We start from the raw sequence: 12,288 nt of genomic DNA, 5'->3' as shown, positions 1-12,288 counted from the left end.
CCACGTCAGGACACCCCATGGAAATAGGGCTGCTCACCCTCGCGGCCTTCGTCGCCGGGTTCATCGACAGCATCGCCGGCGGCGGCGCACTGATCCTCGTACCCGCCGTGCTGTTCGCCGGGTACTCGCCGCAACTCGCCCTCGGCACCGAGAAGTACGTCTCCACGGTGGGCACGCTCGCCGCACTGTGGAACTTCGCCCGCAGCAAGAAGGTCGTCTGGAAGCTGGTCGGCGCGGGCGTCGTGTTCGCGCTCGCCGGAGCCTTCATCGGCGCCAAGGTGATCCTCGCCTTCGACGCCCAGACGATCGGGAAGATCGTCACCTTCCTCATCCCGTTCGGCCTGCTGCTCACCCTGCTGCCCAAGCGCAACCGGCACGCCGAGAGCCTCCAGGAACTGCACGGCCTGACGCTGTGGTTGTGGGCGCCGCTGCTCTGCTTCGGCATCGGCTTCTACGACGGCTTCTTCGGCCCCGGCACCGGCTCGATGCTGATCCTCGGCTTCCATCTCGTCCTGCGCATGGGCCTGTTGGAGTCCTCGGCCACCTCCAAGGTCTTCAACCTGGCCTCGAACGTGGGCGCACTGGTCGCCTTCGTGATCTCCGGTCACATCCTGTGGCTGATCGGCATCCCCATGCTCCTCGCGAACATCGCGGGCAACTGGATCGGCAGCAAGACCGCGCTGAAGGGCGGCGCGAAGGTCGTCCGCAGGACGCTCGTCGCCTCCATGTCCGTCCTGTTCGTCTCGCTGGCCCTCCGGTACGTCATCTGACACCCCCCCCAACAGCTACGTCATCCCACACCCCCCAACAGCCCCACCGGCACGTCGACCGACACCCTTCGATCCGATCAACAGGGAGAAAACCCACATGTCCTCAGCCCTGAGCGCGACCGCCTTGAGACCGGTCGTCGAACTGGAGCTCGCCGACACCGAGTCGGCCCGGGCCGGTGAGCGGATCGCCGCCGCGCTGCCGCCCGACGGTCTGGACCCGGACCGCGAGCCGGGCATCCTCGCCCGGATCGGCGCCGAGGCGCTGGCCTCTTCGGTCTCCGGCGCGCTGATCGGCGAACTCCGCGGCTTCCCCCGCTCGGGCGCCCCCGTCGTCGTCCTGCGCAACCTGCCCCGCCAGGCGCACTGGCCGTCCTCTCCGACCGCCGGCTGGTGCGCGGAACGGGAACTGTCCCTGCTGAACGCGCTGCACATGGGCATCGTCCAGCTGATGGGCCTGGCACCGTACGCCGTCGAGTACGAGAACGCCGGCCACCTGATGCGCAACGTCGTGCCGACCCCCACGGCCACCGGCACCACCAGCTCCTGGGGCGCCGACACCGAGTTCTTCTGGCACACCGACAACCCGCACCTCGACTTCGGCGAGCCCGGCTCCGACCCGCGCCCCTACGTCCCCCGCTACCTGACCTTCACCGGCATCCGCAACGAGGAGGCCGTCCCCACCGACGTCATGCCGTTGCCCTACCTGGAGCAGACCCTCGACCCCGACCTGCGGGCCGCCCTGGCCGAACCCCTCTACGACGTCACCGCCCCGGACTCCAACCGCGCCGGAGAGGCCCGGACCGGCGTCCCGCTGCTCGACGCGGCCGGCCGGGTGCGCTTCGACCGGGGCCACACCACCGCCACCGGCCCCGCCGGTGTCACCCCGCTGGCCCGCTTCACCGAACTCCTCGCCGACGCCCCGTACGAGAGCCTGGTCCTCGGCGCCGGAGACTTCCTCGCCTTCGACAACTACCGCACCCTGCACCGAAGGGTCGGCTTCACCCCGGCCCCGCCCGGCCGCGCCCGCTGGCTGCGCCGCCTGTACGCCGGGTGAAGTTGCCCCCTGAGCTGCCCGATAGGGTCGGTGGATGAACCATGCATCCACCGGCGGGGGCGCCGTATCCATGTCCGGGGGCACTCCGGACCGGCGCGGACCAGGGCGGTACCTGTGGTGGCTGGTCGTGCGGCAGCGCGGCCGGTGCGCCGCCGGAGCGGCCTGGGGCAGTGCCTGGATGGTCGGCCTGACGCTGCCGCCCTACGCGCTCGCCCGCGCCGTCGACGACGGCCTGGCACCGGGGGACGGCGGACAACTCGCCCTGTGGTGCGCGGTGCTGCTCGGCGTCGGGATGCTCAACGCCTACCTGGCCATCATGCGCCACCGCACCATGACCCGGGTCCGGCTCGACGCCGTCTTCCGCACGGCACGCATCGTGGTCGCCCACACCACCCGGCTCGGGGCCGCGCTGCCCCGCCGGGTGGGGGCGGGCGAGGTGGTCACCATCGGGTTCGGCGACGCCGCCGCGATGGCGAACGTCCTGACCATCACCGGCCCCGGCGTCGGGGCGGCGGTCGCCTGCGTGGTCGTGGCCGGATACCTGTTCTCCGTCGCCTGGCAGCTCGCCGTCGTCGTCCTCGTCGGCGTACCGCTGATCGCGCTGGTGCTCGGCCCGCTGCTGGGCCGCCTCCAAGGGGTCCAGGCCCCCTACCGCGAGCAACAGGGCGCGCTCGCCGCCCGGTTCGGCGACATCGTCGGAGGGCTGCGGGTCCTGGCCGGGCTCGGCGGCAAGGAGGTCTACGCCGAGCGCTACCGTCGCGACTCGCGGACGCTGAAGGAACAGGGTTACGCGGTGGCTTCCGTCACCAGTTGGATCAGCGCCCTCGGGGCCGGGCTGCCCGTGCTGTTCCTCGCGGTGGTCACCTGGCTCGCCGCCCGGATGGCCGCCGAGGGCACGCTCACAGTGGGCGAGTTGGTCGCCGTGTACGGGTATGTGGCGGTGCTGGCGATCCCGGTGTCGTTCTTCATCGAGGGCGGCTCCGACCTCAGCCGCGGACTGGTCGGCGCACGGCGGCTGCTGCGCTTCCTCGACCTGGAGCCCGACCGGGCCGACCCCTCGGCGGGCGCGCCCGCGCCGCAGGGTCCTTCGGACCTGCACGACCCGGCGTCGGGCGTCTCGGTGCGCCCCGGCGAACTGACCGCGCTGGTCGGCGCCCGGGCCGCGGAGACCGCCGACGTGGTCGAGCGCCTCGGCCGGTTCACCGCGTCCGATGCGACCTGGGGCGGCACCCGGCTCGACGCGATCGCCCTGGAACAGGTCCGCGCCCGCCTCCTGCTCGCCGACAACGAGGCCGACCTCTTCGCCGGAACCCTGCGCGAGGTGGTCGCGGGACGCCACGACCGGAGCGAGGCGGACCTCGTCCGCGCCTTCCGGGCAGCCGTCGCCGACGACATCGTGCGCGGCCTGCGCGACGGGCTCGACACACCCGTCGACGCGCAGGGCCGCAGCCTCTCCGGCGGCCAGCGGCAGCGCGTCCGCCTGGTGCGGGCACTGCTTGCCGACCCCGAGGTGCTGCTGGCGGTCGAGCCGACCTCGGCGCTCGACGCGCACACCGAGGCGGCCGTCGCGGCAGGGCTGCGGGCCGCCCGTACGGGCCGTACCACCGTCGTCACCACCACGTCGCCGGTCGTGCTGGACCGGGCCGACACCGTCCACCACCTCGTCGCGGGACGGGTGGCCGCGACCGGAACCCACCGGGAACTCCTGGACACCAGCCCCGACTACCGGCGACTGGTCGCGCGCGGCGAAGACGACACACCGGCCGTGCCAGAACCGACGGCCCACTCCGGCGACCGCACCGCCCAGGAGACAACCCGATGAGCACTCCGACCCCGCACGGCTCGACCCCGCACGGTCCGACTGCGCACGACCCGGCTCCGCACGGCTCGGCTCCGCACGGCTCGGCTCCGCATGGCCCGGCCCCGCACGGCCCGGCCCCGCGCGGCTCGGCCCCGCACAGTCCGACCGCGCACGACCCGGCCCCGCAGGGTCCGTCCTCGCTGGGCCCGTCCTCGCAGGGGCCGACCCTGCACGGTTCCACCCCGCACGGCTCGGCTCCGCACGGTCCGGCCCCGCACGGCTCGGCTCCGCACGGCCCGACCGCGCACGACCGGGCCTCGCAGGGTCCGTCCTCGCTGGGCCCGTCCTCGCAGGGGCCGACCCTGCACGGTTCCACCTCGCACGACCCGACGCAGGACTCGGCCCCGCGGGACTCGGCCCTGCACGACCCGACGCAGGACTCGGCCCCGCAGGATCCGGCCCCGCACGCCCCAACCCCGCACGACCCGTCCTCGTACGAAACGAGCGGGCAGCTGCCCGTCGCCGATGCCGCCCACCTGCGCCGAGCGGCGCGCGAGCTGATCCGGCTCGACCTGCGGGCCTTCCTCACGCTCGTCGGCCTCAACGCGCTGGCCGTCGTCGCCGGGCTCGCCGGGCCCTGGCTGCTCGGCCGGATCGTGGACGTCATCGACGCGGGCGCCGGTGCCTCCGCAGTCGACGGGCTCGCGCTCGCCATGGGCGGGTGCGCGCTCGCACAGCTCCTGCTCACCCGGTACGCCCGGCTCGCGGGCGACCGCTTCGGCGAGCGGACCTCGGCCCGCGTACGGGAACGGTTCGTCGACCGGGTCCTCGCGCTGCCGTCCTCCGTCGTGGAGCGCGCCGGAACCGGCGACGTGACCAACCGGGGCAGCAACGACGTCGCGTCCGTCGCCGTCACCCTGCGCGACATCGGCCCCGACGTCCTGATCGCCACCGTGCACGCCCTGCTGGTCCTCGGCGCGGTCTTCCTCGTCGACCCGCTGCTGGGCCTGTGCGCGGTGGTCGGCCTGAGCGGCATCTACCTCCCCAGCCGTTGGTACCTGCGCCGGGCCCGCAGCGCCTACCTCGCCGAGGGCGCCGCCAACTCCGCGCTCGCGGAGCTCCTGGCCGCCACCGCGTCCGCCGCGCGCACGGTCGAGGCGTACGGACTCCAGCAGCGCCGCGTCGACGCCTGCGGGAAGGCGATCGAGGAGTGCGGGCGCACCCGCATGCGCACCCTGTACCTGCGGACCGTGCTGCTGCCGTCCGTGGACGTGTCGTACGTCGTCCCCGTCGTCGGCGTGCTGGCCATCGGCGGCGTGCTGCTCGCCCACGACGCGGTGAGCCTGGGCGCGGTGGTCGCCTGCGCGGCGTACCTGCGGCAGCTGTCCGCCCCGCTGGACACCATCCTCCAGCGCCTGGAACAGCTCCAGAGCAGCAGCGCCTCCTTCGCCCGGGTCGAGGGACTCGGGCAGCTGCCCCCGGCGCCCGAGGGCACCACCCGTACCCCCGCCGACGACCGCATCGAGGTCACGGGCGTGCGCCACGCGTACGACGGCGGGGCCGACGTGCTGCACGGCATCGACCTGACCGTGCGCGCGGGCGAACGGCTCGCGGTCGTCGGGCCGTCCGGCGCGGGCAAGTCCACCCTGGGCAGACTGCTCGCGGGCATCGACGCGCCCCGCCGGGGGACCGTCACCGTCGGCGGGGTCCCGATCCGCGACCTCGGCCCCGACGTGCTGCGCCGCCAGGTGGTCCTGATCACCCAGGAGCACCACGTCTTCCTCGGCACGGTCCGCGACAACCTGCTGATCGCGGCCGGGACGGCCACCGACACCGAACTCCACGCCGCCCTGGCGGCCGTCGGCGCCGACTGGGCCGACGAACTGCCGGACGGCCTGGACACCGAACTGGGCGCGGGCGGCCACCACCTCGACGGCTCCCAGGCGCAACAACTCGCCCTGTCCCGCGTGGTGTTGGCCGACCCGCACACTCTGATCCTGGACGAGGCCACCGCGCTGCTCGACCCCGGGACCGCGCGGCACACGGAACGCGCCCTCGCCGCCGTGCTGGAAGGACGCACCGTGATCGCCATCGCGCACCGGCTGCACACCGCGCACGACGCCGACCGGATCGCCGTGATGGACGGCGGCCGCATCACCGAACTCGGCTCCCACGAGGACCTCGTGGCCGGGGGCGGGGCGTACGCGGCACTCTGGGGGTCGTGGCACGGCGAGAGCTGACGCCTCGTCTGCGTCTGCGTCTGCGTCTGCGTCAGTGCAGTGCCGCTGCCGCGCGCTCCGCCTGGCGTTCGGTGGCGGCCATCGCGCCGAACGCCACCAGGTGCAGCAGGCAGTGCTCGCTGAACGGCGGCGCCAGCCAGGCCCGTACGTCCTCGGCGGTCAGGTGGTGCGGGGCGAGCGCCGCGAGCAGGGCGATCCGGGCGCCGGGCCGGTCCTCGCGGGAGGGCAGCGCGGGGTCCGTGGGGGAGAGGTGGGCGCGGCCGTCCCAGTCGGCCACCGCCTTGCGGACGTACGCGGCGTCGTCCTCGGCCAGCAGCCCCGCACCCAGCTCGCCCGCGGCTCGCAGCGCCCCGTACGCGACGGCGACCGGCGAACCGGGCGCCGCCCACGGCGGGGCCTCGCCCGAGCTGCGCAGCAGGGGCAGGCTCGCGGCGGGCGTCAGGGTGCGGCGGGCGACCGCGCTGATGTGCCGTCCTGCGTCGGAGTCCAGCAGGCGGAGCCGGCGGGCGTCGGAGTCGCGCTCCTGGGGAGCCAGGAGGGTGTCCGCGACGCGGTTCATGAAGTGGAAGGCGAGCGCGCTGCCGATGAACTCCTCGGCGTGGGGGTGGTCGGCGGGAAAGGGCGGCTTGCTGCCGATGTCCCTTCCCCAGCCGAGGAGTTGGGCGTGCGCGGGGTCGTCGGGGGTGCGGCCCTCGTCGATGCGGCGGGCGAGGGCGTGCTCGCCGTTCGCGTGGAGGAGGAAGAGGTGGGCGTTGGTGCAGAAGCCGCAGCCGTTGGCGAGGGAGACACCGGTGGCGACCAGCTCCTTCTCGGTGTGCCCGGCCTCCCCGGCGAGCAGTGCTTCGCGCATCAACGCCCAGAAGGAGGTGAGCAGTTCGGGGGAGGGGGAGAGGACGACGAAGGTGGGCGGGTACGGGACGCCGAAGTCGTCCAGCACCTGCCGGTAGACGGCGGCGGTCGTGCCGGTGGCAGAGGAGGGGGCTGCGGGCGAGGTGAAGCGGAAAGGTGTGTTCGTCATGCCCTCGATGCTCGTCGGGGAGGGGGCCGGGGTCGTCGTACGGCCGAAGGCTCTTCCGGCTGCTCCCGCCAACTCGGCCGGGCGACCGCCTACTTCGGGTGGAGTAGTGCAACTCCGGTACGAGGGGAGGAGGCGGCACCCGGCATGATCGGTCTAGGTTGCCTCGGGGAGGGGCGCGCAAGCGAGCAGCCGCTTGGGCCGGGGGGACTCCCGGAGGGCCCGCCCGGCCCCGGCGGCGCGGCAGGGTTCGAGCAGTGGCAGCGGTAGAGATACCGGCACCGGCAGGGGCAGGGAGTCAGCGTCATGACCAGCAGATGGGACCACCCCGCCCGGTGGTCCGCCTCCGCCCGGTGGCCCGCCCCCGCCCGCTGGTCCGCCCCGGCCCACTGGCCCGCCCCCGCCCGGGACGCCGTCCTCGCCTGCATCGTCTGCGTCGCCGTCCTTGCCGCCGCGCTCGCCCGCCCGGCCCCCGGCCCCGACGCCCTCGACCTGGCCCTCGTCCTCACCGGCTCCCTCGCCCTCGCGGCCCACCGCAGAGCACCCGTCCTCGTTCTCGCCCTCACCGCCGCCTGCATGCTCGGATACGTCGTCCACTCCCAGCCCGGCACCTCCGCCGCCTTCCCCGTCGTCGCCGGAGTGCACGCGGTGACCCGCCAGGGCCATCGGGCGGCGGCCGGCGGACTCGGCGTGGTCTTCCTCGTCGGGTTCTTCGCGGCGAGCCCGTCCGAGAGCGGCCTGGAGCGGACCCTCCTCCTGCACGGCTGGTTCCTCTGCGCAGGGGTGACCGGCCTCATCGACAAGAACTGGCAGGCCTACCTCCGGCAGACCGAGGAGCGCGCCGCCGAGGCCGAACGCACCCGCGAGGAAGCCGCCCTGCGCCGCGCGGGCGAGGAACGGCTGCGCATCGCACGGGAGTTGCACGACTCCCTCACCCACAGCATCTCCATCGTCAAGCTCCAGGCGGGCGTCGCCGTCCACCTGGCGAACAAGCGCGGCGAAGAGGTGCCGGAGGCGCTGCTCGCCATCCAGGAGGCGAGCGGCGAGGCCATGCGCGAACTCCGCGCCACGCTGGAGGTCCTGCGCACCGACGTCGTACCGCCGGGCACAGGACTCGACCGTCTGCCCGAGCTGGTGGAGCGCGCCGACGCCGCCGGTCTCGCCACGTCGGTGAGCGTCGGCGGGCAGGAGCGCCCCCTGCCCGACGCCGTCGACCGGGCCGCGTACCGCATCGTGCAGGAGGCCCTGACGAACGTCGCGCGCCACGCGGGCCGCGCCAGGACGACCGTACGACTCACATACGGGGCAGCGGAGTTGGAGGTGCTCGTGGAGAACGAAGGGGAGGCGGACGTGCCGGTGCCGCCGGTCGAGGGTCGTGGCCTGACCGGAATGCGGGAGCGGGTGGCGGCGCTGGGCGGCACGCTGCGGGCCGGCCCCCGCCCCGAGGGCGGCTTCGCCGTACGAGCCCAACTCCCCTGTCCCCCAAAGGAGTCCGAGTGATCCGCATACTGATCGTCGACGACCAGGCGCTCATGCGGGCCGGATTCCGGGCGCTGCTCGCGGCCGAGGACGACATCGAGGTGGTGGGGGAGGCGTGCGACGGCCGCGAAGGTGTCGAGCTGGCCCGGCGGCACCGGCCGGACGTCGCCCTCGTCGACGTGCAGATGCCCGTCATGACCGGCATCGAGGCGACCCGCGAGATCGCCGCCGACCCGGACCTGGCGGCGACGCACGTCGTCATCCTCACCAACTACGGCCTCGACGAGTACGTCTTCGAGGCCCTGCGCGCCGGGGCGGCCGGCTTCCTCCTCAAGGACACCGAACCCGCCGAGCTCCTCCAGGCGATCCGCATCGCGTGCCGGGGCGACGCCCTGCTCTCGCCCTCGGTGACCCGGCGCCTGATCACCGCGTTCGTCGCCCGCCCGCCGGACCGCCACACCCCGCCCGGCTTCGAAGGCCTCACCCGCCGGGAGGCCGAGGTCACGGCGCTGGTCGCGCGCGGGCTCAGCAACGAGGAGATCGCCGCCCACATGGTGATCAGCCCCCTCACGGCCAAAACCCACGTGAGCCGCGCCATGGTGAAACTGGGCGCCCGCGACCGCGCCCAACTGGTCGTCTACGCCTACGAGTCGGGCCTGGTGCGGCCCGGCGGCTGAAGGGCGTGGCCCGCAAGAGGCGCTATTCGAGCTCGGGCAGCGGCTCGCCCGTCTCCAGGAGGGACTTGAGGCTGGAGAGCACGCTGGGCCAGCCCTCGCGGATCATGGCGAGGACGGTGCTGCCGGGTGCGAAGCCGTCGTGGACCAGACGCAGCCGGGTCACCTCCGGTCCGGCGGGCTCGATCTCGTACGACACCTTCGAGCGCGGCTCGGCGGCGATGCGGGCGCGCAGGCCCTCGTCCATGCCGACGGCCTCGGCGAAGGCGGGCGTGAAGGTGTGCCAGGTGAAGGCGAGGCGGCGGCCGGGCTCGGCGGCGAGGACCACCTGGTCCGGGTCGGCGTCGCCCAGGCCCATGCCCTGCCAGACGACGGGCGCGCCGGGCCGCCAGTCCGAAGCCAGGGTCAGGCCCCAGAACCGGATGGTCTGCGCGGGGTCGGTCAGGGCCTGCCAGACCTGGTCGGGGGAGGCCCTGACGTACACGATGCAGTCGAAGGCGACGGTGCGGTCGAGGCCGGTGGAGTCCATGACCGCCATTCTCGGCGCGGCCGAGGGGGCGTGCACGCCGAGCACATCCCGCGCGCTTCGGGCCTCAGCCCCGGTCCACCGCGCGCAGGTGGCGCCACACGGCCTTCGCCGCGTTGTGGCCGGACATGCCGTGGACGCCGGGGCCGGGCGGGGTCGCCGAGGAGCACAGGAACACCGCGGGGTGCTTCGTGGCGTACGGGAAGAGGGACATCTTGGGCCGCATCAGCACCTGGAGGCCCGCGAACGCGCCGCAGGCGATGTCGCCGCCCACGTAGTTCGCGTTGTGCGCGACCAGCTCCGGGGGGCCGGCCGTGGCACGGGCCAGGACCAGGTCGCGGAAGCCGGGGGCGAAACGCTCGATCTGCCGCTCCACGGCGTCCGTCAGGTCGCCCTCCCAGGCGTGCGGGACGTGACCGTACGCCCAGAAGACGTGCTTGCCCTCGGGGGCGCGGGTCGGGTCGGTGACGCTCGGCTGGGCCGTGATCAGGAACGGGGTCTCGGGGGCGGTCCCGCCCGCCGCCTGCTTCAGAGCCTTGCCGATCTCGCCCTTGGTGGGGCCGACCTGCACCGTCCCGGCCCGGCGGGCCTCCTCGGCGGTCCACGGGACCGGTCCTTCGAGCGCGTAGTCGATCTTGAAGACGCTGGCGCCGTAGCGGTAGCCCTGGTAGGCGTTGCCCAGGCGGGCGATCCGGGCCAGCGCGGTCGGCGAGGTGTCGAAGACGTACGCGCGGGCGGGGGGCAGGTCGTCGAGGCGCTTGACCTCGTACCCGGTGTGCACGACGCCGCCGAGATCGCGCAGGTACGCGGTGAGGGCGTCCGGGATGGCCTGCGAGCCGCCGCGCGGGGCGGGCCAGCCGTTCTCGTGCGCCGCCAGGGCGAAGAGCAGCCCGATCGCGCTCGTCGCGAACCCGCTCAACGGGGCGATGACGTGCGCCACCAGCCCCGCGATCAGGGCCTTCGCCTTCTCGTCGCGGAAGCGCCGCATCAGCCAGGTGGACGGCGGGAGTCCGTCGAGCCCGAAGTGGGCCAGCCGGACGGGGTGGCGCGGCAGGGCGGTGAGCGGCAGCGACATGAAGTCGCGGGCGAGGCTGTCCCACTTCCCGAGGTACGGGGCGACCATGCGCCGGTACGCACCCGCGTCCCGGGGGCCGAACGAGGCGGCCGTCTCCGCGACGGACCGGGACAGCACGGCCGCCGTGCCGTCGTCCCAGGGATGCGCCATCGGCAGCTCGGGGTGCAGCCACTCCAGCCCGTACCGCTCCAGCGGCATGGCGTTGAACGCCGGTGAGCCGATGCCCAGCGGGTGCACGGCGGAGCACGGGTCGTGGCGGAAGCCCGGCAGGGTCAGTTCCTCGGTGCGGGCGCCGCCGCCGACGGTGTCCTTGGCCTCGAACACCTCCACCGAGAAGCCGCGACGGGCCAGCTCCACGGCGGCGGTCAGTCCATTGGGGCCCGCCCCCACGACGACTGCGTCAAGCATCGACGACACCTCGGACTCCTCACGCCACTGTGCTCCGGGCCCCCAGAGTATTCCCGCGCACCGACAACCCCGGCGGGGGTAGGGTCCCGCTCCGTGGACAAGATCGTTGCAGACATGGCGGAACGGCTCGCAGGCATCCCCGGAGTGCAGGCCGTGGCACTCGGCGGCAGCCGGGCCCGGGGCGCCCACCGCCCGGACTCGGACTGGGACCTGGGCGTGTACTACCGCGGCTCGCTGGACGTACCGGGCCTGGCCGCGCTCGCCGCCGAGTACACCGGCGAACCCGTGGAGGTGGCCGGGCCCGGCGGCTGGGGGCCGTGGGTCAACGGCGGCGCCTGGCTCACGGTGGACGGCACGTCCGTCGACTGGGTGCTGCGGGACCTGGACCGGGTCGAGCGGGTCTGGCAGGACTGCCGGGAGGGCCGCTACGAGGTGGGCATGCAGGCGGGCCACCCGCTGGGCTTCTGGTCGCCGACGTACGCGGGGGAGGTGGCGCTGTGCACGGTGCTGGCGGACCCCGCGGGCGAGCTGGGGGCGCTGCGGGCCACGACGGGTCAGTACCCGCAGGCGCTGCGCACGGCGCTGACCGGGGCGGCCTGGGAGGCGGACTTCTCGGTGGCGAACGCGCGGAAGTCGGCGCGGGGCGGGGACACGCTGCACGTGTCGCTGTGCCTGTCGAAGGCGTTCGGCGTGCTGGCGCAGGCGATGCTGGGGGATGCGGGCGTGTGGTGCGTCAACGAGAAGGGCGCGCTGCGCACGGCGGCCCAACTCCCCTCCGCGCCGGATGACTTCGAGGAACGGGTGGCGCAGTGCCTGCGGAGCCTCGACGAGGGGGCGGTCGAGGCGGCGGGGGTCTTGGTGGGCGAGGTGCGGGCCGGGCTGGGCGCCCGTTAGCCGCGCGGGGCTGTACCCGATCTGCGGCTCCGCCGCGCGGGCGCGACCCGACGGCTCGCCGCCGCCGAGCCGTGCCCCGTCAGGGGCGCGGGGCTGTATCGATGTGCGGCTCCGCCGCGCGGGCGCGACCAGCCGGCTCGCCGCCGCCAAGCCGTGCCCCGTCAGGGGCGCGGGGAACTGCGCGACCAGCCACCCACTCACCCGCACGGGGACCGTGCATGCCCCCGCGGGTTTAGGTGAAGGGGCGGGGCTGGGGACCCCTTGCCCCGGCGGGGCAAGGCTGCGCATGCCCGGCACCGGGAGGCGGGCCGGGGCCCTGGCGGTGACGTGCACCCGGCACGAGGGCTTGGGC

At 74.3% G+C, this 12,288-nt stretch carries 10 protein-coding genes; 7 read left to right on the top strand and 3 right to left on the bottom strand.

Features of this window, described 5'->3' with window-relative positions:
* The first annotated feature begins 17 nt into the window (after positions 1-17).
* The 4 genes from ACIO3O_RS34225 (at position 18) to ACIO3O_RS34210 (ending at position 5,865) form a co-directional block, all read left to right on the top strand.
* A complete protein-coding gene (locus ACIO3O_RS34225; protein WP_401752723.1) occupies positions 18-770 on the top strand; it encodes a sulfite exporter TauE/SafE family protein in 753 nt (250 codons plus the stop codon).
* A gap of 97 nt (positions 771-867) precedes the next feature.
* Entirely contained in the window at positions 868-1,824 is a 957-nt protein-coding gene (locus tag ACIO3O_RS34220) for a clavaminate synthase (protein ID WP_401752721.1), read from the top strand.
* 34 nt (positions 1,825-1,858) lie between these two features.
* Positions 1,859-3,646, top strand: coding sequence for an ABC transporter transmembrane domain-containing protein (locus tag ACIO3O_RS34215; protein ID WP_401752720.1), 1,788 nt, complete (start codon positions 1,859-1,861; stop codon positions 3,644-3,646).
* Between the two features lie 491 nt (positions 3,647-4,137).
* Positions 4,138-5,865 carry an ABC transporter ATP-binding protein gene (locus ACIO3O_RS34210; protein ID WP_401752897.1) on the top strand — a complete coding sequence of 576 codons (1,728 nt, stop codon included), beginning with the start codon at positions 4,138-4,140 and terminating at the stop codon, positions 5,863-5,865.
* Between the two features lie 31 nt (positions 5,866-5,896).
* Here ACIO3O_RS34210 and ACIO3O_RS34205 read toward each other — a convergent pair whose 3' ends face one another.
* Positions 5,897-6,883, bottom strand: coding sequence for a carboxymuconolactone decarboxylase family protein (locus tag ACIO3O_RS34205; protein WP_401752718.1), 987 nt, complete (start codon positions 6,881-6,883; stop codon positions 5,897-5,899).
* Between the two features lie 303 nt (positions 6,884-7,186).
* Between ACIO3O_RS34205 and ACIO3O_RS34200 the strand changes: the two genes are divergently transcribed.
* Positions 7,187-8,380, top strand: coding sequence for a sensor histidine kinase (locus ACIO3O_RS34200; protein WP_401752717.1), 1,194 nt, complete (start codon positions 7,187-7,189; stop codon positions 8,378-8,380).
* Complete coding sequence (locus ACIO3O_RS34195) at positions 8,377-9,036, top strand: response regulator (protein WP_401752716.1); 660 nt, start codon at positions 8,377-8,379, stop codon at positions 9,034-9,036. The genes ACIO3O_RS34200 and ACIO3O_RS34195 overlap by 4 nt, the downstream gene beginning before the upstream one ends.
* 22 nt (positions 9,037-9,058) lie before the next feature.
* Here the strand turns inward: ACIO3O_RS34195 and ACIO3O_RS34190 are convergent, their stop codons facing one another.
* Together ACIO3O_RS34190 and ACIO3O_RS34185 are read right to left on the bottom strand one after the other, a co-directional pair.
* Complete coding sequence (locus ACIO3O_RS34190; protein ID WP_401752714.1) at positions 9,059-9,562, bottom strand: SRPBCC domain-containing protein; 504 nt, start codon at positions 9,560-9,562, stop codon at positions 9,059-9,061.
* A 64-nt stretch (positions 9,563-9,626) separates the two neighbouring features.
* Positions 9,627-11,051: a phytoene desaturase family protein gene (locus ACIO3O_RS34185; RefSeq protein ID WP_401752712.1), complete on the bottom strand. Its 1,425-nt coding sequence runs from the start codon at positions 11,049-11,051 to the stop codon at positions 9,627-9,629.
* Between the two features lie 105 nt (positions 11,052-11,156).
* On the opposite strand from ACIO3O_RS34185, the gene ACIO3O_RS34180 reads away from it, so the two are divergent.
* On the top strand, positions 11,157-11,936 hold the full coding sequence (locus ACIO3O_RS34180) for a nucleotidyltransferase domain-containing protein (RefSeq protein WP_401752896.1): 780 nt from the start codon (positions 11,157-11,159) through the stop codon (positions 11,934-11,936).
* The last annotated feature ends 352 nt before the right edge of the window (positions 11,937-12,288 follow it).

Source organism: Streptomyces sp. NPDC087440 (genome assembly GCF_044744005.1).
Taxonomy (GTDB): domain Bacteria; phylum Actinomycetota; class Actinomycetes; order Streptomycetales; family Streptomycetaceae; genus Streptomyces.
Note: the sequence above shows the minus strand (reverse complement) of the source record. Positions and strands in the feature narration are given on the sequence as shown.

What these genes read in the sequence shown, in the direction of transcription:
- ACIO3O_RS34225 (WP_401752723.1), top strand. Translation starts at nt 18, where the DNA reads ATGGAAATAGGGCTGCTCACCCTCGCGGCCTTCGTCGCCGGGTTCATC.
- ACIO3O_RS34220 (WP_401752721.1), top strand. Translation starts at nt 868, where the DNA reads ATGTCCTCAGCCCTGAGCGCGACCGCCTTGAGACCGGTCGTCGAACTG.
- ACIO3O_RS34215 (WP_401752720.1), top strand. Translation starts at nt 1,859, where the DNA reads ATGAACCATGCATCCACCGGCGGGGGCGCCGTATCCATGTCCGGGGGC.
- ACIO3O_RS34205 (WP_401752718.1), bottom strand. Translation starts at nt 6,883, where the DNA reads ATGACGAACACACCTTTCCGCTTCACCTCGCCCGCAGCCCCCTCCTCT.
- ACIO3O_RS34200 (WP_401752717.1), top strand. Translation starts at nt 7,187, where the DNA reads ATGACCAGCAGATGGGACCACCCCGCCCGGTGGTCCGCCTCCGCCCGG.
- ACIO3O_RS34190 (WP_401752714.1), bottom strand. Translation starts at nt 9,562, where the DNA reads ATGGACTCCACCGGCCTCGACCGCACCGTCGCCTTCGACTGCATCGTG.
- ACIO3O_RS34180 (WP_401752896.1), top strand. Translation starts at nt 11,157, where the DNA reads ATGGCGGAACGGCTCGCAGGCATCCCCGGAGTGCAGGCCGTGGCACTC.